This window comes from Rhodococcus pseudokoreensis (assembly GCF_017068395.1).
Classification (GTDB): domain Bacteria; phylum Actinomycetota; class Actinomycetes; order Mycobacteriales; family Mycobacteriaceae; genus Rhodococcus_F; species Rhodococcus_F pseudokoreensis.
In genome coordinates this window covers 4,742,116-4,765,937 of the sequence record NZ_CP070619.1, presented here as the reverse complement: position 1 = coordinate 4,765,937, position 23,822 = coordinate 4,742,116, and the positions used below count along the sequence as shown (strand labels likewise).

Annotated in this window: 21 protein-coding genes; 12 read left to right on the top strand and 9 right to left on the bottom strand. The window is 68.6% G+C overall.

Annotated elements, in window-relative coordinates:
• Positions 1-42: 42 nt before the first annotated feature.
• Positions 43-1,638 carry an FAD-binding oxidoreductase gene (locus tag JWS13_RS26900; RefSeq protein ID WP_206008380.1) on the bottom strand — a complete coding sequence of 532 codons (1,596 nt, stop codon included), beginning with the start codon at positions 1,636-1,638 and terminating at the stop codon, positions 43-45.
• A 100-nt stretch (positions 1,639-1,738) separates the two neighbouring features.
• Between JWS13_RS26900 and JWS13_RS26895 the strand changes: the two genes are divergently transcribed.
• The 7 genes from JWS13_RS26895 to JWS13_RS26865 all read left to right on the top strand — a co-directional run bounded on the left by JWS13_RS26895 (position 1,739) and on the right by JWS13_RS26865 (position 8,910).
• On the top strand, positions 1,739-2,269 hold the full coding sequence (locus tag JWS13_RS26895; protein WP_206008379.1) for a hypothetical protein: 531 nt from the start codon (positions 1,739-1,741) through the stop codon (positions 2,267-2,269).
• A 271-nt stretch (positions 2,270-2,540) separates the two neighbouring features.
• Positions 2,541-4,055 (top strand): PepSY-associated TM helix domain-containing protein, encoded by a 1,515-nt coding sequence (locus JWS13_RS26890; RefSeq protein WP_206008378.1) that lies wholly within the window; start codon positions 2,541-2,543, stop codon positions 4,053-4,055.
• Positions 4,055-4,564, top strand: a complete 510-nt coding sequence (locus JWS13_RS26885; protein WP_476748556.1) for an Rv2732c family membrane protein — start codon at positions 4,055-4,057, stop codon at positions 4,562-4,564. The genes JWS13_RS26890 and JWS13_RS26885 overlap by 1 nt, the downstream gene beginning before the upstream one ends.
• 94 nt (positions 4,565-4,658) lie before the next feature.
• Positions 4,659-5,210 (top strand): copper chaperone PCu(A)C, encoded by a 552-nt coding sequence (locus JWS13_RS26880; RefSeq protein ID WP_206008376.1) that lies wholly within the window; start codon positions 4,659-4,661, stop codon positions 5,208-5,210.
• Positions 5,203-6,435 carry a Dyp-type peroxidase gene (locus JWS13_RS26875; RefSeq protein WP_206008375.1) on the top strand — a complete coding sequence of 411 codons (1,233 nt, stop codon included), beginning with the start codon at positions 5,203-5,205 and terminating at the stop codon, positions 6,433-6,435. Before JWS13_RS26880 ends, JWS13_RS26875 begins: the two co-directional genes overlap by 8 nt.
• A 175-nt stretch (positions 6,436-6,610) precedes the next feature.
• Complete coding sequence (locus JWS13_RS26870) at positions 6,611-7,636, top strand: PLP-dependent cysteine synthase family protein (RefSeq protein ID WP_206011735.1); 1,026 nt, start codon at positions 6,611-6,613, stop codon at positions 7,634-7,636.
• On the top strand, positions 7,633-8,910 hold the full coding sequence (locus tag JWS13_RS26865) for an MFS transporter (RefSeq protein WP_206008374.1): 1,278 nt from the start codon (positions 7,633-7,635) through the stop codon (positions 8,908-8,910). The genes JWS13_RS26870 and JWS13_RS26865 overlap by 4 nt, the downstream gene beginning before the upstream one ends.
• A 35-nt stretch (positions 8,911-8,945) precedes the next feature.
• Here JWS13_RS26865 and JWS13_RS26860 read toward each other — a convergent pair whose 3' ends face one another.
• Positions 8,946-10,313, bottom strand: a complete 1,368-nt coding sequence (locus JWS13_RS26860; protein ID WP_206008373.1) for an FAD-binding oxidoreductase — start codon at positions 10,311-10,313, stop codon at positions 8,946-8,948.
• 105 nt (positions 10,314-10,418) lie between these two features.
• On the opposite strand from JWS13_RS26860, the gene JWS13_RS26855 reads away from it, so the two are divergent.
• Positions 10,419-12,290, top strand: coding sequence for a helix-turn-helix domain-containing protein (locus JWS13_RS26855; RefSeq protein ID WP_206008372.1), 1,872 nt, complete (start codon positions 10,419-10,421; stop codon positions 12,288-12,290).
• 6 nt (positions 12,291-12,296) lie between these two features.
• Here the strand turns inward: JWS13_RS26855 and JWS13_RS26850 are convergent, their stop codons facing one another.
• Positions 12,297-12,881, bottom strand: coding sequence for a TetR/AcrR family transcriptional regulator (locus JWS13_RS26850; protein WP_206008371.1), 585 nt, complete (start codon positions 12,879-12,881; stop codon positions 12,297-12,299).
• Positions 12,882-12,982: 101 nt separating this feature from the next.
• Here JWS13_RS26850 and JWS13_RS26845 point away from each other — a divergent pair, with 101 nt between their 5' ends.
• Positions 12,983-14,125, top strand: coding sequence for an acyl-CoA dehydrogenase family protein (locus JWS13_RS26845; protein WP_206006959.1), 1,143 nt, complete (start codon positions 12,983-12,985; stop codon positions 14,123-14,125).
• A gap of 29 nt (positions 14,126-14,154) precedes the next feature.
• The gene (locus tag JWS13_RS26840; RefSeq protein WP_206008370.1) at positions 14,155-15,336 is read left to right on the top strand and encodes an acetyl-CoA C-acetyltransferase; all 1,182 of its coding nucleotides are present in this window, start codon (positions 14,155-14,157) and stop codon (positions 15,334-15,336) included.
• Positions 15,337-15,355: 19 nt separating this feature from the next.
• Here the strand turns inward: JWS13_RS26840 and JWS13_RS26835 are convergent, their stop codons facing one another.
• Positions 15,356-16,585 (bottom strand): PucR family transcriptional regulator, encoded by a 1,230-nt coding sequence (locus JWS13_RS26835; RefSeq protein WP_206008369.1) that lies wholly within the window; start codon positions 16,583-16,585, stop codon positions 15,356-15,358.
• A 225-nt stretch (positions 16,586-16,810) separates the two neighbouring features.
• On the opposite strand from JWS13_RS26835, the gene JWS13_RS26830 reads away from it, so the two are divergent.
• Positions 16,811-18,403, top strand: a complete 1,593-nt coding sequence (locus tag JWS13_RS26830; RefSeq protein WP_206008368.1) for an AMP-binding protein — start codon at positions 16,811-16,813, stop codon at positions 18,401-18,403.
• 172 nt (positions 18,404-18,575) lie between these two features.
• Here the strand turns inward: JWS13_RS26830 and JWS13_RS26825 are convergent, their stop codons facing one another.
• Positions 18,576-19,211 (bottom strand): TetR/AcrR family transcriptional regulator C-terminal domain-containing protein, encoded by a 636-nt coding sequence (locus JWS13_RS26825; RefSeq protein WP_206008367.1) that lies wholly within the window; start codon positions 19,209-19,211, stop codon positions 18,576-18,578.
• 79 nt (positions 19,212-19,290) lie between these two features.
• Here JWS13_RS26825 and JWS13_RS26820 point away from each other — a divergent pair, with 79 nt between their 5' ends.
• Positions 19,291-19,494, top strand: a complete 204-nt coding sequence (locus tag JWS13_RS26820) for a DUF7489 domain-containing protein (RefSeq protein WP_206008366.1) — start codon at positions 19,291-19,293, stop codon at positions 19,492-19,494.
• A 138-nt stretch (positions 19,495-19,632) separates the two neighbouring features.
• On the opposite strand, the gene JWS13_RS26815 is transcribed toward JWS13_RS26820, so the two are convergent.
• Genes JWS13_RS26815 through JWS13_RS26800 form a run of 4 tightly spaced genes read right to left on the bottom strand, consistent with a single transcriptional unit; the run spans position 19,633 to position 23,820 of the window.
• On the bottom strand, positions 19,633-20,817 hold the full coding sequence (locus JWS13_RS26815) for an acyl-CoA dehydrogenase family protein (protein ID WP_206008365.1): 1,185 nt from the start codon (positions 20,815-20,817) through the stop codon (positions 19,633-19,635).
• Positions 20,814-21,647 carry a poly(3-hydroxyalkanoate) depolymerase gene (gene phaZ / locus JWS13_RS26810; RefSeq protein WP_206008364.1) on the bottom strand — a complete coding sequence of 278 codons (834 nt, stop codon included), beginning with the start codon at positions 21,645-21,647 and terminating at the stop codon, positions 20,814-20,816. The genes JWS13_RS26815 and phaZ overlap by 4 nt, the downstream gene beginning before the upstream one ends.
• On the bottom strand, positions 21,644-22,096 hold the full coding sequence (locus JWS13_RS26805; RefSeq protein WP_206008363.1) for a MaoC family dehydratase: 453 nt from the start codon (positions 22,094-22,096) through the stop codon (positions 21,644-21,646). The genes phaZ and JWS13_RS26805 overlap by 4 nt, the downstream gene beginning before the upstream one ends.
• Before the next feature lie 20 nt (positions 22,097-22,116).
• The gene (locus tag JWS13_RS26800) at positions 22,117-23,820 is read right to left on the bottom strand and encodes a PHA/PHB synthase family protein (RefSeq protein WP_206008362.1); all 1,704 of its coding nucleotides are present in this window, start codon (positions 23,818-23,820) and stop codon (positions 22,117-22,119) included.
• Positions 23,821-23,822 lie beyond the last annotated feature (2 nt).

Genomic DNA, 23,822 nt, shown 5'->3' with positions numbered 1-23,822 from the left:
ATCCGCCGCTGCGCTACCCGGTGGCAGGGTCGTGCGCAGGTCTCATCGTCCCGGGAGCTCGATCGCGAGGTCGTGGTGGAAGAGATCACCGGGATCCCACGTCGCCTTGATCCGTTGCAGCCGTGGGTAGTTGTCGCCGTAGTACAGGGTGGACCAGGGCACCGGGGAGGTGTTCCAGCGCGGATCCCGGAGGTCGGTGTCGGGGTAGTTGATGTAGCTGCCGGCGTTGGCGTGGTTCGGTGCGGGGACACCGCCGGTGTCGGCGTAGATGTCGCGGAACATGTTCCGTGACCATTCGAGGTGCGCGGCTTCGTCCGCGGGGTTGCGCCAGGCGGCGACGAAGACCGCCTTCATGAACGAGTTGCGGGTCGGCATCGCGGTGGCGTCGGCGGGGCGGGCGTTGATCGCGCCGCCGGCGGGGAAGAACTCCACACCGGAGTCGGGGCTCTGGAAGCGCGGATCGGTCAGGTACCGGTGCAGCGTGCGCAGCTGCTCGGGGGTGTAGGCCTGGCGCAGATTCGCGCTCTTGTACTTTCCCAGGAACGGTGCCCGGCCGCGGGGTGCGGACAGCCGCGTCGACACGTCCAGGAACGGGCCCTCGGTCGCGGGGATCACCACCGGCGGCGGCCACACCCCGTCGCTCACCGCGGCGACGAACTCGTCGAGCAGTCCCCGGGCGCCCGGCAGGCCGGCGTCGAGACGAGGAGTGAGCTGGCAGGACCCGCCGAGGAACGCGCTGGCGAAGAACTGCGCGTACAGGCTCGCGAACCGCGACCCCGGTTCGCTGTTGCGTTCGAAGAAACGTTGAAAATTCCCGACGAATCGGACGAAGGATTCCTCGGTCGCGGTGGGGAGGACGATCTGGCTGGTGATCAGATTTGCCGGGGGTGCCGGCAGGATCCGCGCGGGATCGGACCCCTCCGCATCGTGCGAGCGCAGCAGGTACCTGGTCACCACACCGAAGTTTCCGCCACCACCACCGGTGTGCGCCCACCACAGATCCGGATTGGGACCGTCGCGGGTGGCGAGCACGGCCGACGCCGTCCCGGTGGCGTCGACCACCACGATCTCGACGCCGTGGATGTGGTCGACGACCGACCCGAACAATCGCGACAGCGGACCGAAGCCGCCGCCGGCGGCGTGCCCGCCCATGCCGACCCCGAGGCAGCTGCCGCCGGGGATCGTCACACCCCAGCCCCGGTGCAGCTGCTCGTACACGGTGCCGAGGTCGGCACCCGCTCCGACCGAGAAGGCCCGGTGCGCCGGGTCGTAATCAATGCCGGTGAGCCGGTGCAGGTCGACGATCACCTCGGTCGCAGGGTTGTCGACAAAATCGTCGACGCAGTGCCCGCCCGAGCGGACCGCGATGCGCAGCCCGTCGTCGACCGCCCGCTGGACCGCGGCGACGGTCTCTTCGGTGGTGGTGGGCACGAAGATGGCCTGGGGGTGAGCGAGAAAGCGCGGGTTGTATCCACGCTGCGCAAGGTCGGCGAACCCCGGATCGGCGGGCGTGAGCTCGACTGCGGCAACAGGCACACGGGGATCGGCGCGGGCGGTCGGGGGCCTGACGCCGGTCGCGACGGCCCCGGCGAGCGCCGCACCGCCGAGGAGCAGGCGTCGGCGGGACAGTCCGGGCATCGCGTCAGTGTACGGCTCGGTGGCGCCTGGACTGTGGGAATCGACGCGAACCCCGGGTCCGGGGTACTAGTCCCGGTAGTAGCAGCGGTACTCTCGCGGGGTGAATTCACGGACCGAGGTGCTCGCGCAGGTGCGCGGCGCCGTCGTGGGTTCTTCCTCCGGGGCGGTCAGCATCGCCGCCCACGGCATGGCCGGTGGCGGTATGCCACCGAATGAGGCGTCGGTGGTGCTGCTGCTGGTCGCCTGCGCCGCGGTCGGCGCGGCCGTCGCCGCCCTCCGGATCACCGGTCGGGACGGGCTGGTCCTCGTGGCGGCACTGGCCACCGGGCAATTGATCGGGCACACCACCCTCGGGTTGGCCGGCGAGCACGCCCACGGCCTGGGACTGTCCACCCCGATGATCGCCGCCCACCTCGCCGCGATCGCGGTCTCCGCCGCGCTGGTGCGCGGCGCCGAACGCGCCTGCCTTCGAGCACTGGCGGCCGTCACCCGCATCGTCCTCGCGATTCTGACCCCGGCGCCGGTGCGTACCGCAACCTGGTCGGCGACCCCCGTCTATCGGGCGAAGCTGTCGCTCCGGCTGCTGGTCGGCTCGGCCGCCGGCACCCGCGGTCCGCCCGCCCTCGTCTGAGTCCCCTGTCGTGCTCCGCCCGTTCTGCGATGTGACTGCGTCGCGGAACGACGGGTGTCCATGGTTCGACTCCCCTCCTCTTCCGCCGTTCCCGCACCACCACCCCTGTGGGTGAGCTGCGGCACGCGCGTTCTTTGGTCGGCGCCAGCAGGATTCGTTGAGCGAGTCCGGGCGACGACCCCATCTGGAGGCGACACCGCCCTCCCCCACCCGAATGATGGGCTCGGGGTCGGAAGCGGCGGTCGCCCCACCACCGAATCGAGATATGCCCATGTCCCTTCCCGAACTCGAACGCGACACTCCCGTCGCCGACACCGCACCGCCGACCTCGTCGCAGGCGGCGGCGAAGGACTCGTCGCCGCCGCGCAGCTTCCGGCCGCTGATCATGCGGCTGCACTTCTACGCCGGGATCCTGGTGGCCCCGTTCCTGATCATCGCCACGATCAGCGGCCTCCTCTACGCTCTGGCACCCTCCGTGGAGCAACTCGTCTACCGCGACCTACTGCACGTCGACTCCACCGGTCCCGCGGTGCCGATGGCCGACCAGGTGCGCGCCGCCCAGCAGACCCAGCCCGACCTCACCGTTGCGGCGGTCCGGCCGGCCGCCTCGGAGGGCGAGACGACGCGGGTGCTGTTCACCGACCCCAGCCTGGGTGAATCCGAACGCCGTGCGGTGTTCATCGACCCGGCCACCGCCCGGTCGGTGGGCGAGTCGGTGGCGTACGGCAGCAGCAGCGCACTGCCGATGCGGACCTGGATCTCTCAGCTGCACCGGCACCTGCACCTCGGCGAGCCGGGGCGGATCTACAGCGAACTCGCCGCTTCCTGGCTGTGGGTGATCGCCCTCGGCGGGGTCTACCTGTGGGTGCAGCGCTACCGCACCACCCGCCGTGCCCGCGGCGCCGACGCCGCCCGGCTGTTCACCCTGGATCGGTCGTCCCGCGGCCGGGCCCGCACCCTGAGCTGGCACGGGGTGGCCGGCATCTGGATCGCGGTCGGCCTGGTGTTCCTCTCGGCGACCGGCTTGACCTGGTCGAAGTATGCGGGTGAGAACGTCAGCGAACTGCGCACCGCCTTGAGCTGGACGACCCCGAAGCTGGACAAGAAACTGGCTGCCACACCCACCGACAGCAGCGGGTCGGACGGTCACGACGGGCACGGTGGCGGGCACACCCCGGCGGCCGCAGATCCCGGTCTGCTCGATCGGAACGTCAGCGAACTGGACACCGTCCTCGATGTCGCCGCGAGCAACGGGGTCACCGGTGCCGTCGAGGCCGGCATTCCTGCCGACGCGGGCACCGCGTTCACCGTCACCGAGACGCGCCAGCCCTGGCAGTTCTCGACCGATTCGGTCGCGGTCGACGGTGCCACCGGGACTGTCACCGATGTGCAGCGGTTCGCGGACTGGCCGCTGGCCGCGAAGCTCACCTCCTGGGGGATCGCCCTGCACATGGGCCTGCTGTTCGGGCTGCTCAATCAGCTCGCCCTCGCCGCGCTGGCGGTGGCGTTGCTGACGGTGATCGTCCGCGGCTACATCCTGTGGTGGCGCCGCCGCCCGACGCGGGGCACCCGCCGGGTCGGGCGTCCGCCGGTGCGCGGGGCGTGGCGTCGTATCCATCCGGTCGCCGCGGTCGCGGTGGTCGTCGGGACGGTGGCGGTGGGCTGGTTCGTGCCGCTGCTCGGGCTGTCGCTGGCGGCGTTCCTGCTCGTCGACGTGGCCGTCGGTGCGATCGGCCGGGCCCGGGAGAACCGCCCGCCGTCGGCGAACACCGCCGTGCCGCAGTGATGGTCGACTCCGACCTGTCGGAGTACCGCGACGATCTGGTCGCGATCGAATCCCGGGTGGCGCGCGAGGTCGAGACCGGGTGGCGCGGGCCGGCGATCGCGGCCGCCGTCACCGTCCTCGTCGTCGGTCTCGCCCTGCCCCACACCGGGACCGGGGCGGTGCCGGGGTGGTCGGTCGCCACCGCCGCACACTCCGGTGCCGGGGTCCCGCTCCGGGTGTTCACCGGATTCGCGATCGTCTTCGGCGTCGTGGTGTCCGCGGTCGCGGTGACCACACGCCGGTGGGTGGCGGCGTGGATTGCGATGGCAGGCACCGGTCTCGGCACCCTGCTGGGGATGTTCGCGTACTGGTCCCAGCAAGCCATGCCCGGCACCGCCCCGCGTGGCGGTGCCGGGATCGGGCTGATGCTCACGTGGGCTGCGATGGCCGCGTTGGCCGTCCTGTGGATCCCGATCGTCACCTCCCGCAGCAATATCCTGCCCCCGCCCGGCGACACCGACCGCCCCTGACACCGCTACCCGCACCGACGCCTGACCCGCACTCGGTGCGGGGCCCGGTACACCCGCATGCCCTGCGCATGCCCACACATCATGGAGAATTGACATGTCTTCCTTCACTCTTCGGCGTCTCGCCGCCGGTAGCGCCTGCGCGGCCGTGCTGCTGACCGGATGCTCCTCGACCACCGACGACGCCCCGGCGACCGAGGCGGATGCGGTCACTGTGTCCGACCAGTGGGTCAAGGCCGCCGACACCGGGATGAGCGCGGCGTTCGCACAGCTGACCAACTCCGGCGGCCAGGACGTGCGGATCGTGTCGGTGTCCAGCCCTGCCTCCACCCGAATGGAACTGCACGAGATCGCCGCCGGCGCGGACGGCGCCACCGTGATGCGGGAGAAGCAGGGCGGCGTCACCATCGCGGCGAACGGTACCCACGCCCTCGCCCCGGGCGGTGACCACCTGATGCTGATGGACCTGACCGCACCGCTGACCCCCGGCGCGACCACCACCTTCACCCTCACTTTCGAAGACGGATCGACCGCCGACTTCGACGCGCAGGTGCGTGACTTCTCCGGAAACCAGGAGAACTACGACCCCTCCGGCGGCCACGACGCCGCCCCCGCCCCGGCGGCGACCGCACCCGGTCACGGTGGCTGAGCCGCAGACACCACCGACCCGCGGCCTGAGTCGGCGGCACCTGTTCGGAGCAGGTGCCGCCGCGCTCGGGGCCGCCGGACTCGGCTGGGGCGCACAGGAGATCGTCGACCACAGCACCACCGGGACCGACACCGACGGCGGGCTGACCGAACCGTTCCACGGCCCACATCAGGGTGGGATCGCCACCCCTCCACAGGCGCACGCCCAGTTCGTCGGCCTGGACCTGCGGGAGAACGCCGACCGCGCCATGGTCGCCGGGCTGCTGACGGTGTGGACACAGGACGCGGCCCGGCTGACCGCCGGCACCCCCGCGCTGGCGGACACCGAACCCGAACTCGCCGCCACCCCGGCCCGGTTGACCGTCACCGTGGGTCTGGGTCCCGGGATGTTCAGCGCCGCCGACGTCACGGACCGGCAGCCGTCGTGGCTACGGCCGCTACCCTCGTTTCCGATCGACCGCCTCGACGAGAATTCTTGGGGGCAAACGGATCTGCTGCTTCAGGTGTGCGCCGACGACCCGGTGACGGTGGCGCACGCGGTGCGGGTTTTGATCAAGAACGTGCGCTCACTGGTCACGGTTCGGTGGTCCCAACGCGGGTTCCGCAATGCTCGCCGCAGCCACCCCGACGGCACCACGATGCGCAACCTGATGGGGCAGGTCGACGGCACCGTCAACCCGGCCCCGGCCACCGAGGAGTTCAACCGCCTGGTCTGGGACGACGGCAGTCGTCATCGGTGGCTGACCGGTGGCACGTCCCTGGTGCTGCGTCGGATCCGGATGGAACTGGACACCTGGGAGGAAATCGACCGGCCCGGGCGGGAATTGACGGTCGGGCGCACACTCGATACCGGGGCGCCGCTGACCGGCACCGCCGAACACGACGACCCCGACTTCACCGCCACCGACACGTTGGGCATCCCGGTCATCCCGCCGGGCTCGCACATTGCCCGCGCCCACCACACCCACGACGGGGAACGGTTCCACCGCCGCGCCTACAACTACGACGACCCACCCCAGCCCGGGCAGGTGTCGAACTCGGGGTTGATCTTCGCCTCCTACCAACGCGACATCGACACCCAGTTCCTGCCCGTCCAGCAGCGACTCGCCGAGTTCGACGCCCTCAACCAGTGGACCACCCCGATCGGCTCCGCCGTCTACGCCCTGCCACCGGGCACCGGCCCGGACGGCTACCTCGGCGACACCCTGCTGGAGGCCACGGCCTGAGCACCTGCCGCGCCTCCTCCGCGAGGTGCAGCGCGCACACCGTCCCCGACCGCCCGGGCCGGCAACGGCCCGGACACAGGAGAACGCATCCGTGATGAACGCACCCACGTACGCCCCCACCACACCGGCCGCGCAGCTGCTCAGCTCCGGCCACCGCTGCCCGCGGCCGAGTCACATGATCGGTAACACGCCGGTCCTGTGGGTGGGTGAACCCTTCACCACCGCAGGCACCGGATTCTGGGCGAAACTCGAAGGGTCGAACCCCGGCGGAATGAAGGACCGCCCCGCCCTGCACATGGTCGAGAAGGCCCGCGCCCGCGGCGACCTGAAACCTGGCGCCAGAATCATCGAATCCACCAGCGGCACCCTCGGATTGGGTCTGGCACTGGCCGGCATCATCCACCAGCATCCGGTCACCGTCGTCACCGATCCCGGCCTCGAACCGATCGTGGCCCGCATGCTGGCCGCCTACGGCGCCGACATCGACCTGGTCACGGAACCCCACCCCGACGGCGGGTGGCAGCAGGCCCGCCGCGACAGAGTGCAGGCGCTGCTCGCAATGCAGCCTGACGCCTGGTGCCCTGACCAGTACCGCAATCCGGACAACGTCGCCGCCTACGAACCGCTGGCGCTCGAGCTGATCGCCCAACTCGGGCGCGTCGACATCCTCGTCTGCTCCGTCGGCACCGGCGGGCATTCCGCCGGAATCGCCCGCACCCTCCGCCAGTTCTGCCCACACCTGAGGCTGATCGGGGTCGACACCATCGGCTCCACCATCTTCGGGCAACCCGCAGGCACCCGGCTGATGCGCGGCCTCGGCTCGAGCATCTACCCGGACAACGTCGACTACGACGCGTTCGACGAAGTCCATTGGATCGCGCCGCACGAAGCGGTCTGGGCGTGCCGCGCCCTCGCCTCGACGCACCACGCCAGCGGCGGATGGAGCGTCGGAGCCGTCGCCCTGACTGCTGGATGGGTCGCGCGCATCAACTCACCCGAGACACGGGTGGCCGCCATCTTCCCGGACGGCCCGCAACGCTACTTCGACACCGTCTACAACGACGACTACTGCCGCCGCCACGGCCTTTTCGACGCGCCGCCGCCCACGGTCCCGTCGACCATTCCGCACCCTACGCAGAGCGTGGTCGAGCGGTGGACCCGCTGCACGACCGTCGTCGACCCGTCGGAGTGCCGCGCATGATCGAACTCGCATCCCGGTTCCGCACGTTCGGACGGTCGAGTCAGGTGTTGATGGTCAATCAGTTCTCCATCAATGTCGGCTTCTACATGCTGATGCCCTACCTCGCCGGGTATCTCGCCGGCCCGCTCGGGATGGCCGCCTGGGCCGTCGGGCTGGTCCTCGGAGCGAGGAACTTCTCCCAACAGGGCATGTTCCTCGTCGGCGGTACCCTGGCCGATCGCCTCGGATACAAACCGCTCATCATCGCCGGCTGCCTGCTCCGCACCGGCGGCTTCGCCCTGCTGGCGGTTGTGAGCAACCTTCCCGCGATCCTGATCGCCTCGGCGGCAACCGGATTCGCCGGCGCCCTGTTCAACCCTGCGGTACGCGCCTACCTCGCCGCCGATTCCGGAACCCGGCGTGTCGAGGCGTTCGCCGTGTTCAACGTCTTCTACCAGGCCGGGATCCTGCTCGGCCCGCTCGCCGGGCTCGCCCTGACCGTGTTCGACTTCCGGATCACCTGCCTCGTCGCCGCCGCGGTCTTCGGGGTCCTGTCTGTCGTGCAGATCTGGGCCCTGCCCCCCGCCCCCCACCCGAGCACCACCGGCGAACGGACCGCAGTCCTCGCCGACTGGCGCACCGTCGCCACGAACCGCCCCTTCGTGCTGTTCTCGCTGGCGATGATCGGGTCCTACGTGCTGTCCTTTCAGATCTACCTCGCGCTACCCCTGCAAGCCCGCCGGCTCGTCGGCGAGGACTCCTCCGACACCGCATTGGTGACCGCGCTGTTCGTCATCTCCGGTCTGGTCGCGATAGCCGGGCAACTCCGGATCACCGAGTGGTTCGCCACCCGGTGGGGACCGACCCGCAGTCTGGTCATCGGAATGGGCATCCTCGCCGCCGCCTTCATCCCACTGGTCCTGTTTCCCGCCGCAACCACGGCGGGCACCGCGGCTGCCATCGCCGCGCTGCTGATCTGCGCCGCACTCCTCGCACTGGGCACCGCTGCACTGTTCCCGTTCGAGATGAACACCGTCGTCACGCTGTCGCGAGACCGAATCGTCGCCACTCACTACGGCTTCTACAACACCGTCGTAGGAATCGGCATCATGCTCGGAAACCTCGCCACCGGCACCATCTTCGGGTTTCTCCAGGACGAGAACCTGCCCGCACTCGTCTGGGCCGCCTTGGTCGGAATCGGTGCAGTCTGCGTTCTCGCCCTGCACCTGCTGCGCCGGTACGGACAACTCACCGTCGACACCGCGGACGCATCCGACGACGCCGCACACAGGTAGTGCCGGCACCGAATGCCGTGCCCGTGTGAATGCACCTACGAGAAGATCTTCCCGGGGTTCAGGATTCCGTGCGGGTCGAGGGCGTGCTTCACCGATCGGTGCATGTCCAGCACGACCGGATCGAGTTCCTGGGCGAGTCCTTCCATCTTCAGCAGACCGACACCGTGTTCGCCGGTGACGGTGCCGCCGAGTTCGAGTGCGGCGTCGATGATCTCCGCGAAGGCCGCTTGCGCGCGGGCGCGGGCGGGCTCGTCGTCGCGGGGTGTGATGAGCAGCGGGTGCAGGTTTCCGTCGCCGGCGTGTGCGATGTTGGCGATCGTGGTGTCGTGGGCGATGCCGATCTGTTCGATGCGTGCAAGCATCTCGGGGACGGCCCGTTTCGGTACGCACACGTCTTCGGTGAGGACCGGTCCGAGCCGCTCCATCGCGGGGTAGGCCAGGCGGCGCGCGGCGAACAGTGCATCCGCCTCCTCCTGGTCGGTGGATACGGCCGACCAGGTGGCTCCGGCTTCGTCGAAGCACGACAGCATCTTCTCCGCCTCCTGGTCGCCGATGACGCCGGCGGTGTCGATGCGGCCGAGGAGGACGACGTTCGCCTCCACCGACAGTCCCATCTTCTTCCACGCGTCGACGGCGATGAGGCACTGCTTGTCCACCAATTCGAGCGCCGACGGGGTGAGTCCCGCCGCGGCCACCGCGCTGACGGCCCGGCCCGCGTCGACGATGGAGTCGAAGTAGCCGGCCACCGTGCGCTGCGGGTCTTGCAGCGGGCGCAACTTGACGGTGATTTCGGTGATGACGCCGAGTGTTCCTTCGGAGCCGACCATGAGACCTGCCAGGTCGTACCCGGCCACCCCCTTGGCGGTCTTGCGTCCGAGGCGCACGAGTTCACCGGTGCCGGTGACGATCTGCATGCCGAGCACGTAGTCGCGGGTGACGCCGTACTTGACGCAGCACAGTCCGCCCGCGTTGGTGGCGACGTTCCCTCCGATCGTCGACCACGGCGCGCTGGCCGGGTCCGGCGGATACCAGAGTCCGTGTTCGGCGCAGGCGGCGCGCAGATGATCGTTCACCACGCCGGGTTCGACGACGGCGTACCGCTCGAGGGGATCGATCTCCTTGATCGCGTTCATGCCCTCGAGCGCGAGGACGACGCAGCCGTCGGTCGCGTTCGCTCCGCCGGACAGCCCGGTGCCGGCGCCCCTGGTGACGACGGCGGTGTCGTGCTCGAGGCAGGCGCGCACGACGGCCTGGACTTCGAGCGCCGTCCGGGGCCGGACGACGGCGAGGGGCGCGGCGTACGGCGCCCATTCCGCCTCGTCGTGCTGGTACCGGGCGACGACGTCGGGGTCGCGCACGACACGGTCCGCCGGAAGGGCTGCCAACAATGCATCCATCAACATGACGAGAACCAGTCCTTTGCGGGCGAGAAGGTGATGATTCAAACGTAGCTGTGATCCGGATCTCGGCCAATGTAGATTCCATCTATCGTATCCAGGTATCCATGGATGGAGACACCAGTGAGTACTGCCGATCGCGGCTGGATGGAACTGCTGCTCGACGACGCACCCCTCGACGAACTCGAGACCCTCCGACGCACGCTGATCGACGACTCCGACCCGTCCGACCGGGCGACGGTCGAACGCGAAGCCAACGCCGCGCTGCGACTGCGCGCACAGCTCGACCAGCGCCGACAGCGCAGCAGGGAACTGGCGGCGCTCAACGACATCGCCGTCCGGCTGACGACGGTCCGCGACGACCGGGCACTGCTGCAGGAGGTCGTCGACCAGGCGCGGCAACTGCTCGGGGTGGATCTCGCCTACATGGGATCGGTCTACGACGAGGAATTCGTCATCGAGGTCACCAGCGGGGCGCTGACCCCGAATCTCGTCGGCATCCGGCTGTCACTGGACGAAGGACTCGTGGGCCTGATCGTCCGCCGGTCCGCGCCGGAGTGGACCCCCGACTATCAGAGCGAACCGGCGTTCCGGCACATCACGGGAGCCGACAGCGCGGCGCGGTCGGAGAACATGCGCGGCCTGCTCGGGGTCCCCCTCCGCGTCGCCGACCGCGTCATCGGTGCGTTGTTCGCGTGCAAGCGGCAGGAGCGGGCGTTCACCGAATCCGAGATCGCGCTGTTGTCGGCGCTGGCGGCACATGCGGCGATCGCGATCGAGAACGTGCGCTCGCTGGAACGCGACCGAGACACCGTCGCCCGGCTCGAAGCCGTGAACGCCGAATTATCGCAGCGCACCAACGAACTCGAACAGATTCTGCAGTGGGACCGGACGCTGACCCAGGTGGTGCTGCTCGGCGCGGGAGTGCAGCGCCTGGTGCAGGAGGTGGCGCAACTCTCCCGGCAACCGGCATATTTCGTGCTGGACGAATCCGCCCTGCCCGCGGAACTGTTGCCGCACACGGACGAGGTGGCGGCCGCGGTCCGCGAATTGCGCGCAGGCGGGAAGGACCACGTCGCACGACGCGGGGTGCTGGCGCAACGCGTCGCCGCGGCCGGGGAGATGCTCGGAGCTCTGCTGACTCTGGGCGCGGAGCAGCCGACCACGCGCCTGCTACTCGAACGGGCCGCACCGGCGATCGCCCTGTCGCTCGCCGAGGAACGCGCGGCCGGTGAGGCGACGCGTCGCGCGCGGGACGCGTTTCTCGTCGACCTGCTGACGCATCCGGCCGCCACCGAGCAGGACGAGCGCAGGCAACTGCGGCTGGCCGGGCTGAACCCCGGCACGACGTACTGCATCGCAGTGGCGACCGCCGCCGGGCGGGAGACGTCCATCCGCACCGCCCTCGAGGCCCTGCCGCTCCCGTCGGGAACCGTTGCGGCGGAACATGGCTCCCGGGCACTCGCCGTCGTCCCCGCCAAGGACTCCGCGTCCGTCCAGGCGGTGTTCACCTCCGGACCACTCGATGCGACCATCGGTATCGCCGAACCCGCGCGCGGCGCGAAGGCGCTCGCGCACGCCTACGTCGAAGCGCAGCAGACCGTCGACGTGCTCGACACCCTCGGACGCGCGGGGGACGTCTCCTCCGCGCGCGGTCTGGGCATCTACCGGATCCTGCTGAGCCACATGGCGCGTGAGCACCTCGACGAACTGACCGAGGCCCAGCTGGGACCGCTGATGACGGAGCAGTCCAAACGCGGAGTGCCGCTGCTGGAAACGCTGTCGGAGTATCTGGCGCACGGGCGTCACCACTCGGCGACGGCGTCGAGCCTCGGCGTGCACGTCAACACCCTGTACCAGCGCCTCGATGCGATCGATCGCCTCCTCGGCCCGGACTGGCGGGACCCCGACAAGGCTCTCGACCTGCAGGTGCTGATGCGGTTGCGGAGAACGGCGTACCTACTCGGCGCGCGAACTCGGTGACCCGGCTCAGGCGCTGATGCCGCCCGTGAGGATGGCGGCGAGTTCGGCGTAGGCGTGCGCGTCGTCGAGGCCGGTGCTGTCGCGGACCCCACGTTGCTGGATGCGGACCATCATGGTGGCGGCGAGGTCGGCGGCGAACGCGGCGTGCACGTCGCGGAAGTCGCCGGCGGCGACGCCCTCGGTGATCAACTCCTGAACGCGGCCGGCCGCGAATTGCGTGTTCCGTTCGTACACCTCCCGTGCCGGGGGGAAGGCGTCGAGGTCGGCCATGAACTGGTCGGACGCGGCCGCGAGGGCGTTGCCGACGGCCGACAGGTACGCGGTGATCCGCTCGCGGGCCCCGCCGATCTGTTCGATGCGCGACTCGACGTCCTCGGTCGCGCGGCGGAAGAAGTGCACCGTGGCGGCCCGGACCAGCTGCTCCTTGCTGCCGGCGAGGGTGTACAGCGTCGACTTCGAGCAGCGCAGCCGGTTCGCGATCTCGTCGAGCGTCAGGTGCGCGAACCCCTCGACCAGGAAGAGGTCGACGAGGGCGTCGAAGAGCTGGGTGCGCCGTCGGGTGGCGAAACCGGGTCGGGTGGGCTGCTCCATGACAGAAATAGTACTGGGAGGTGCCTTGCAGTACTATTTGGTAATCAGTACTCTGGGCCGTAATCCAGTACTGCTTTCCGTAGCCTTCTCGAGGAGACACCGTGGCCGTCGATCGTTTGCTGCCTACTGACGAAGCCCGTGACCTGATCCAGCTCACGCGCGACGTCGCCGACAAGGTCCTGACGCCGATCGTCGACGAGCACGAGAAGTCGGAGACCTACCCCGAAGGCGTGTTCGCCACCCTCGGCGAGGCCGGACTGCTGAGCCTGCCGTACCCCGAGGAGTGGGGCGGCGGCGCGCAGCCGTACGAGGTGTACCTGCAGGTGCTCGAGGAGATCGCCGCGCGCTGGGCCGCCGTCGCGGTGGCGGTCAGCGTCCACAGCCTCGCCTGCCACCCGCTGATGACATTCGGCACCGACGAGCAGAAGCAGCAGTGGCTCCCGGACATGCTCGGCGGCAACACCGTCGGCGCCTACAGCCTGTCCGAGCCGCAGGCCGGATCCGACGCCGCCGCCCTGGCCTGCAAGGCCGCCGCGACCGACGGCGGGTATGTCGTCAACGGCGCGAAGGCCTGGATCACGCACGGCGGCATCGCCGATTTCTACAACCTCTTCGCCCGCACCGGTGAGGGCTCGAAGGGGATCTCCTGCTTCCTGGTCCCGAAGGACACCGAGGGGCTGACGTTCGGCAAGCCCGAGGAGAAGATGGGCCTGCACGCCGTGCCGACCACGTCCGCGCACTACGACGACGCCTTCGTGCCCGTGGAACGGCGCATCGGCGCGGAGGGGCAGGGTCTGCAGATCGCGTTCAGCGCACTGGATTCCGGCCGGCTGGGCATCGCCGCCGTCGCCGTCGGCCTCGCGCAGGCGGCCCTCGACGAGGCCGTGGCCTACGCCCAGGAGCGGACCGCGTTCGGCAAGAAGATCATCGACCACCAGGGCCTCGGGTTCCTGCTCGCCGACATGGCCGCCGCCGTCGACTCGGCGCGTGCCACGTACATCGACGCCGCCCGCCGCCGCGACGCCGGTCTGCCGTACTCCCGCAACGCGTCCGTCGCCAAGCTCGTCGCCACCGACGCCGCCATGAAGGTCACCACCGACGCCGTGCAGGTCCTCGGCGGCTACGGCTACACCCGCGACTTCCGCGTCGAGCGGTACATGCGCGAGGCGAAGATCACCCAGATCTTCGAGGGCACCAACCAGATTCAGCGTCTGGTCATCAGCCGCACCCTCGCCGCGAACTGACGAACCCACCCCGAAAGGCCTTTCCGCACATGACCACCTCCGTGATCGTCGCCGGCGCCCGCACTCCGATCGGCCGGCTGCAGGGCTCACTCGCCGGATTCTCCGGCGCCGACCTCGGCGCCATCGCCATCGAGGGGGCGCTCGGCAAGGCCGGTGTCGCCCCGGACCGGGTCGAGTACGTCATCATGGGCCAGGTCCTCACCGCCGGTGCCGGGCAGATGCCCGCTCGTCAGGCGGCCGCGAAGGCCGGCATCCCGATGAGCACGCCGTCGCTCAACATCAACAAGGTGTGCCTGTCGGGGGTCGAATCGATCATCCTCGCCGACCAGTTCATCCGGTCCGGCGCGTTCGACGTGATCGTCGCCGGCGGCATGGAGTCGATGAGCCAGGCACCGCACCTGCTGCCCGGTTCACGCGGCGGGTTCAAATACGGCGACGTCACCCTCGTCGACCACATGGCCCTCGACGGATTGCACGACGCATTCACCGACCAGCCGATGGGACTGCTCACCGAGGCGGGCAACGACCGGGACGTCATCGCCCGCGAGGACCAGGACGCGTTCGCCGCCCGCTCGCACCAACTCGCCGCGAAGGCGTGGGACAGCGGGGTCTTCGACGACGAGGTCGTCCCCGTCGAGATCCCCGCACACAGGGGTGAGAGCACCTGGCTGCGCCGCGACGAAGGCATCCGGCCCGACACCACCGCCGAAACCCTGGCACGCCTGCGGGGTGCGTTCCGCGACGGCGGCACGGTGACCGCGGGCAACGCGTCGACCATCAACGACGGCGCCTGCGCCGTGGTGGTGATGAGCAAGGAGCGCGCCGAGGCGGAAGGTCTGACCTGGCTGGCCGAGATCGGCGAGCACGGGATGGTCGCCGGGCCGGATTCGGGACTGCAGCTCCAGCCGTCCGGGGCGATCGCGAAAGCCTGTGAGGCCGCCGGCATCTCACCGACCGCGTTGGATCTGATCGAGATCAACGAGGCGTTCGCCGCGGTCGGGATCGCGTCCACCCGCGAACTCGGCGTCGACCCCGAAACAGTCAACGTCAACGGCGGCGCCATCGCACTCGGGCACCCCATCGGAATGTCCGGCGCCCGGATCACCCTGCACCTCGCCCTCGAACTGCAGCGCCGCGGCGGCGGCACCGGCGCGGTCGCCCTCTGCGGCGGAGGCGGACAGGGCGACGCCCTGATCCTGCGCGTCCCCTGACCCTGCGCGGCCACACGACTCAGCGCGGCTCGGTCGACGCGATCCGCACCGCGAGAAGGAGATTGACGACGTCCTCCACCCGCCGAAGGTCCTTGCCGGTACGCTCGGCGATCCGACCCAGCCGGTAGTACATCGTGTTCACGTGAATCTGTAGCGCCGAGGCGGCCTCCTTGGCGTTCATGTCGTGGGCGACATACGCCGTCAGCGTCTCGATGTAGATCGAGCCCGCCGACAGGTCTTCGGCGATGAAGGCACGCAGCTGGGGCTCGACGAGTCGGCGCGCGGTCGGGTCCGCGCGCCGCACCAGATAGTCCAGCGGCGAGAGATCGTCGAAGATCTGGACCTCGCGCCGGCCTGCCAGGTGGTCGCAGGCGACCTGGGCCTCCAGCAACGCTTCGGCCGTCTGGTCGAACCCGAGGTGCGCCGAGCTGATACCGATCGACGCCGTGGTCCGGGTCGTCCCGAGGTCGGTAACTGCACGAGCGACCTTCTGCGACAGGGTGCCGGGGCTGAATCGTTCGACCGGGACGAGTCCGACGAGTTCCTGCCGCCACGGCACCAACATCCCCGACAGATGCCGGGAGAGCACCCTGCGTGCGTCGAGGATCGGATCCGCGTCGTCCGCCTCCGAGCTCGCCCGGCAGACGATGACGACGAACCCGGCGCCGTCCTCGAGACCGGACCGGCGCATCGCCTCCAGCCGGACCGGTACGGCGGGCACGTTTCCCGCGAGCAGATCCTCGAGACAGTCGAGTGCGATGCGTTCCTGGTCGGCCACGAGATATTGCTGCGCCTGCAGGTAGGTGGTCGCGGCGGCGGAGCAGCCCGCCTCGATCGTGCGCATCAGGTGCTCGACGAGACTCAGCGCAGTTTCCTGCTGGCCCTCCGTTGATCGGACGAAGTCGAGAACGTACGACCAGAGGACGATCTGCCCGATGCGGAACGCGTGAAGGAAGTCGATCAGGGAGATGCCGTGCGCAACGCGCTCCGAGGCATGCCCGGAGGTGAACGCGAAATCGTCGAGGCGCGGATTCCGCTGTTCGATGACGCTGGTCGTGAACACCCCGAAGACGCCGATGACGTGGGCGACTACATCGTCGTACAGTCCGGTGGCGCGGTAGGACGGCAGTTCCGCCCAGATCGCGTCGGTGGCGGCTCGCGCGATCTCCGGATGGTGGTCGTGCACCCACTTCGCGAGATCGATCGCCGCGTCGTCGAACGGCCGCGTCGCGCCGTGTGCTGTGGTCATCCCATCGACCTCCGATACTGTCCACACGCTGTGGCCAGGCTACAGCCCAGATTCGGACCTTTGACACATTCCCGCCCAGGAGACTGTGGGCCGACCACAAACATCTTCGGTGCCGCGCCACGATGAAGTGATGGCTGTCACGGCCTATGGTTGCCCGGACGACCCACGAGGCTCGCCGCCATTCGCGCGTGGGAGCCCGCCGCAATCTTCGAGGGAGTGACCCACGTGAGCTTCAAGAGCCCGTTTCCGGACGTCGAGATCCCGAACCTCAGTGTCTACGATTTCCTGTTCGGTCAGGTCGACCCGGCGGATCGGGAGCGGCCCGCGTTGATCGACGGCGCCTCCGGTACGGTCACCACCTACCAAACCCTGGTGACGCAGATCGGCGGGGTCGCCGGGGCGCTGGCGGCCCGCGGTCTCGCGGTCGGTGAGGTGGTGGCCCTGCACTCACCGAACGTGCCCGCGTTCGCCGCGGTGTTCCACGGCATCCTGCGCGCCGGCGGTGTCGCCACCACGATCAACGCCCTCTACACCGCCGAGGACATCGCCAAACAGCTCACCGACTCGCACGCGAAGTTCCTGTTCACCGTCTCCCCCCTGCTGCCCCAGGCCCGGGCCGCCGCCGCCACGGTCGGGATCCCGGACGAGAACGTGATCGTCCTCGACGGCGCCGACGGGCACCCGTCGCTGCGGGATCTGCTCACCGAGGCCCACCCGGCCCCGGAGGTGTCGTTCGACCCGGCCACCCACCTCGCGGTGCTGCCGTATTCGTCGGGGACCACCGGCCGCCCCAAGGGGGTGATGCTCACCCACCGCAACCTGGTCGCCAACGTCTGTCAGATCAACCCGCGGATGGGCATCGGCGCCGACGACAAACTCCTCGCCGTGTTGCCGTTCTTCCACATCTACGGGATGACGGTGCTGCTCAACGCCGCCCTCTACAACCGGGCCGCGCTGGTGACGATGCCGAAGTTCGACCTCGTCGAATTCCTGCGCATCGTCTCCGGACAGAAATGCACGTACGTGTTCATCGCCCCGCCGGTCGCGGTCGCGTTGGCCAAGCACCCGCTGGTCGACGACTACGACCTGTCGAGTGTGCATTCGATCTTCTCCGGCGCCGCCCCGCTGGATCAGGAACTGGGGAAGGCCGTCGCGACCCGGCTCGGGTGCCGGGTCCGGCAGGGCTACGGGATGTCGGAGATGAGCCCGGTCTCGCACGCGATCCCGTTCGACCGCGACGACATCGCCCTCGACTCGGTCGGCCCGACCATCGCGAACATGGAATGCAAACTCGTCGACCCCGCCACCGGCGAAGAGGTCGACTACCCCACCGAGGGGGTCAGCGCTCCGGGCGAGTTGTGGTGTGCGGGGCCGAACATCATGGCCGGATACCTCGGCAACGAGCAGGCCACCGCGGAAACCCTGGACGCGGACGGGTTCCTGCACACCGGGGACATCGCGACCGTCGACGCCGACGGGGTCGTCACGATCGTGGATCGGATGAAGGAGTTGATCAAGTACAAGGGCTATCAGGTGCCGCCCGCCGAACTGGAGGCGCTGCTGCTCACCCACCCGCAGATCGCCGACGCCGCCGTCATCGGTGTCCTCGACGACGAGGGTGAGGAGGTGCCGAAGGCGTTCGTCGTCGCCCAGCCCGGCGCCGACCTGGATGAGGCCGCGGTGATCGCGTTCGTCGCCGACCGGGTGTCCCCGCACAAGAAGGTCCGCAAGGTCGAGTTCATCGACCTCGTCCCCAAGTCCGCCGCAGGCAAAATCCTCCGCAAAGACCTCCGCACGCGGGAAACAGCGGGAAAGTAGACAGTCATCTGTAGCCAACGACGTTGAGTGCAGGTGCCGCCCAACCAGCAGCTCGGGCAGCACCTGCACCCCACCCCTCGCGTGATCGACTCGTGTGCCTGAGACGTCCGCGGCGTCATGTGACCACCATGACGGCGTAGACGCTACCAGAAAACAGGCCGAATGGTTTGTTTCATTCTTGCGGGGCAAACCGAGCACGTGGGCCGAGTCCACGCAGGAGGGCCGCGAGGCCGGTCTCGAACTCGTGGTCTTGACCCAGTGCGACGACTTGCCGTGCGATGTCGATGAGATGAGACGCCGCCGCGTCGGTCCGATCAGTGGCGATGACGATCTCACCCCCGTCGCGCGCCGTCTGCTGTTCGATCGCCGAGCCGATGGTGTACCGCGACACGGCAATCAGAGCCAGCGCGGCGTCCGTACCACTGAAGCCCGCATCCTCCAGAAGGGTTATCTGCTCGATCGCGTTGTCGAGGCTCGGACTTCGCGAGCCCGTCGACGCGATCAGTCGGGCGCCGTCGCGAACGCCGAGCATGGCACGGCGCAGACTCCGCGCGTTCCGGGCCACGAACTCGTCCCAGCGCTCACCGTCGACGGGAATTCGGTCGGTGTGCCAACGGCACAGGATCTCCTCCGCAACGGCGTCGAGCAACTCGGCTTTGCCGCCGAAGTAGTGGTAGAGGCCAGGCTGACGAACGCCGAGGCGAGTCGCGATCGCTCGGAGTGAGACGCTGTCGAGTCCGCGCTCCTGCATCAACTCGATCGCAGCCGACACGATCGAATCCCGGTCCGTGCGTCGCGGGTACGGCATGGACCTCAACGTATACCTTGAACAGCAAGATTATCAACGATAACCTTGGGAGTGGGTTCCACCGAGCGAAGGGAACAGCATGAAACGAGAAGGCATCTGGAGCGGCACCGTCGTGAAGAAGTCACGCGGGTTGCTGGACGGCTCCAACCTCTACCGAAGGGTCACCGTCCGCACCGACGACGACCGGACCGCGAAAGTCAGGGTCACCCGGACGCTGTGGAACGAACTCGCCGTCGGCGACCGCGTCGTGAAGGACGCGGGCCAGGAGCCTCACCGCGCTTGACTCGCGACGAAGACCCGTAACCTCACAGACTCGACGGCGTCTCCGACTTCCGACATCGCAGGCCCGCACCGGCCCGTCAGATGGATGCAAAGGTGCTTGCTCTGCACAGATGAGGGGCCGGTGTCGCGGGTGCGGGCGTCATACGAAGGCGCTCTGTCCGGTCAACGACCGTCCGACGATCAGGGTGTTCATTTCCCTGGTTCCCTCGTACGAGTAGATCGCTTCCGCATCGGCGACGAATCGGCCTACGTTGTGTTCCAAAAGTATTCCGTTGCCGCCCATCAGCTCCCGCGCCCAGCCGACGGTTTCACGCATGCGGACCGTACAAAATGCCTTGGCGAGCGATGAGTGTCGGTCTTCGGCGCGCCCCTGATCCTGCAACTGGGACAGCCGTGCACACAGGGCCAAGGACGAGGTGATGTTTCCGAGCATCCGCACCAGCAGGTCCTGCACGAGCTGGAAGCCGCCGATCGCCCGGCCGAACTGTTCACGGGCGCAGGCATATCTCAGCGCGTTCTCGTATGCGCCGCGCGCACATCCGACCGCCATCCAGGCCACGCCCGCGCGTGTCAGACGTAGCACCTCGGCGGTGTCCTTGAACGTGTTCGCGCCTTGTAGCCGGTTGTGCTCCGGAACCCGCACGTTGTCGAGCGTGATGAGCGCGTTCTGCACGATCCGCAGGGCGATCTTGTGCTCCTGCTTGTCCGCCGTGAATCCGGGCGAGGAATTCTCGACGACAAATCCCTTCACCTGGCCGTCGGCGACGTCCTTGGCCCAGATGACTGTGAGGTCGCCGAACGTCGCGTTGCCGATCCATTTCTTCTGCCCGTTCAGTACCCAGGTGTCGCCGTCGCGTTCGGCAGTCGTGGTGAGGCCGCCCGACGCACCGGAGCCGACGTCGGGTTCGGTCAGCCCGAAGGATCCGATCTGCTCGTACCGTGCCATCGAGGGGAGGAAGCGTTCGCGTTGTTCGTCCGAACCGCACAGGTAGATCGATCCCATCGCCAGGCCGCCGTGTACGCCGTTGAAGGTGGCTATCGAGGAATCCGTGCGAGCCAGCTCCATCGCAATCATCCCGTCGAGCAGATAGCTCCGTCCGGCACAGCCATTACCCTGGTAGGGCACGCCGGCGATGCCGAGTTTCCGGAGTCCGGGCACGATCTCGAACGGGAAGGTCCCGGCATTCCAATGTGTGTTGACGATCGGGTCGACCTCGGTGGTCATGAAATCGCGCACGGAGTGCAGCATTGCGCGCTCGGAGTCGGAGAGCATCTGTTCGAATGCATAGAAATCCGAGGTGTCGATGTTCGGACTGGGGCTCATGGGCTTACTCCTGGGTCGTGAAGGAAGGTTGTGATCACCGGCGCGAGTTCGGTGGCATTGGTGACCAGGTCGATGTGTCCGCCGGAGTGCAGATGGATGGTTGAATGTGGCAACAGCTGATTCATGATGCGGGCGTTGACGACGGGCACGATCGGGTCGTCGGTGCCCGCGACGAGGAGGGTCTGCTGCCTGATCGCGGGCAGCAGGGGCAGGCTCGTCCACACCGCTCCGGCGAGCAGTTGATGAAAGTAGCCGATCTTCGATCCGGCGTGCAGCTGCTGGAGGAAGAGCCCGGCGACGTCGTCGCCCTGCCGGCGCGCGGTGCCGCCGTACAGGTCGCCGGCGATCGAGGCCGCGTAGGCCGGGTCGCGGAATCTGCGCGGTGTCAGCATCTTGGCCAGCACCCGCGGGTTGCCGGGAACCATCACTGCGCCGGTGCCGGTCGCGGCCAAGATCAGTCGCCGGCACCGGCGCGGATTCTGGACGGCGAACTGCTGTGCCAGCGCCCCACCCCAGGACAACCCGAGCACGTCGACGACGCCGAGGTCGAGGTTGGTCAGCACCCGCCCCAGCGCCCAGGCCAGATAGGGAAACCCGTAGGGGGCAACGGACGCGGGGGATCCGCCGGTGCCTGGGACGTCGAACCGAACGACGGTGATCTCTGGATCCAGCTGTGCCACCAGCGGATCGAGCACCTCGTAGCTGGCCCCGATGCCGTTGCACAAAACCAGCGGCACACGTCGGGTGCCGGCGGATCCGGGCCGGATGCTGACGCGGATCCGCTGACCGGCGGTCGCGACGAATCTCTCGGCCTCGATGGCCGCGTTCATCGGTACAGCACCACGACATCGGCGATGCAGGCCGGGCGTTCGGTGCCGTCGACCTCGTAGGTCAGTCCGAACACCGCCTCGACGCCGGCGGGCTTGTGCTGGGCCGATGTGACGGTCACCGTTGCCCGAAGTTTGGCACCGACCGGCACCGGCGAGGGGAACCGTACCCTGTTGAGTCCGTAGTTCAGCGCGGCCTGCACGTTGTCGATGGTCAGGACATCGGCCAGCACTCGCGGGGCCAACGCGAGCGTCAGGTAGCCGTGCGCGATCGTCCCGTTGAACGGCCCCCGGGCGGCGCGCTCGGGGTCGGTGTGGATCCACTGGTGGTCGCCGGTCGCGTCGGCGAAAAGGTTCACCTGGTCCTGGCCGAGTTCGTACCACGCGGTGGTTCCGAGGGTCTGTCCGGTCAGGTCGAGCAAGTCCGCCGGGTTGGCGATATGTGTGGTCATCGGTCTTCTCTCGGGTGGTGTCAGTTCTGGTGCACGTAGGTGCCGGGCGCTGGGGCGAGGGGTGCATAGCCCGGCCCGCCGAGGGCGTGCGGGGCGTCGACTTCGGGGCCGCTGCGGTCGGCCAGCCAGCTGATGTAATCCGGCCACCACGAGTCGGTGGCCTGTTCGGCCGTCTGCACCCAGTCTTCGGCCGTGTCCTGATCGACTTGGCCGATCCGGAACGAGGCCCTGGGGTTGCCCGGCGGGTTGACCAGTGCCGCGATGTGGCCGCTCGACGAGAGGACGAACCGATTGTCCTTGCTCCCGAGCAGCCGGGCACTGCGGTAGCAGGCCTGCCAGGGTGAGATGTGATCGGCGACACCGCCGATGACGTACGAGTCCGCGGTGACCTTCGACAGGTCGACCGGGGTTCCCAGCATGCTCACCGCCCCGGGAGTGGTCAGCGCGTTGCGTAATCCCATCAGCACCAGGTCGCGGTGCAGCGCGGCCGCCATCCGGGTGGTGTCGGCATTCCAGAACAGCACGTCGAAGGCTGCAGGCGAGCGGCCCTGCACGTAGTTGTTCACCCAGTACCGCCACACCAGGTCGGTCGGCCGCAGCCACGCGAACACCTCGGCCATCGCCCGGCCGTCGAGGTATCCCTTGGACCTCGATGCTCGGATAGCGGCCTGCGCTGCGCGCTCACTCATTGCGGCCGAGGCGAAGCCCGCCCTGTTCTGGTCGAGTACCGTGACGGCGAGCGTGAGTCCGGCGATCCGATCACCCTCGCCGATCGCAGCGAGGTGGGCCGCGGTCATGGCGGCGAGGATGCCACCCGAGCAGGTCGCCAGTAGGTGCGCGCTGTCGGTCCCGGCGATCTTCTGCACCGCATCGAGCGCCTCGATGATCGCCCCGCCGTACGTATCGACGTCCCAGTCACGATGCCGGGCTTGGGGATTGCGCCACGAGATCGCGAAGACCTGCTGGCCCTGCTGCAGGAAATACTCGATCATGCTGCGACCGGGAGCGATGTCCATGATGTAGTACTTGTTGATTACCGGCGGGATCATCAGCAGCGGAATCGAGCGCACCTTCGGTGTCTGAGGCGCGTAGTGGATCAGTTCGAACGCCCGGGTCTGCAACACCACCGCCCCCTTGGTGGTGGCGACCGTCTCGCCGACGGTGAACGCGTCGGGCTCCACCATCGCCGGAGTCCTGGGCTGGGACAGCATGTCGCGGGCGAAGCCTTTCAGTCCGCGCACGGCGCTCAGTCCGCCGGTGTCGATCATTGCTTTCCAGCCGAGCGGGCTGATCAGGGGGTTGTTGGTCGGCGCCAACCCCTCGACGATGTTGTCGAGAACGAACCGCATCTTCTCCGCGTCGCGCCAATCCAACTGGGCATCGTCGAACAGCTTGTCGGCCGTGTCCGCCGCCGCCAGGTACGCCTGCATGGTTCGCTTGAGCAGGGGGTTGCCCTGCCACGCCGGATCGACGAAGCGTTTGTCACCCTTCGCGGGGGCGCGTTCGCAGGTCCCGACGGCAATCGTGCCCAGTTCGCGGGCCAGCGTGGTGCCGCGGTGAGCGAGTGTGCGCTGCCGTTTGGTGAGATTCACCGCGGAGCGGGCCCAGGCCCCGTTCGGGAGCATTCGGCCGATGAATCCTCGGGTGGAGCTGGTCAGCAGTAGGTCCAAAGGTGCGGCGAGCTCATCGGGGCTCGTGGTCGGGTTGGTGGTCGGGTTCGTCATGA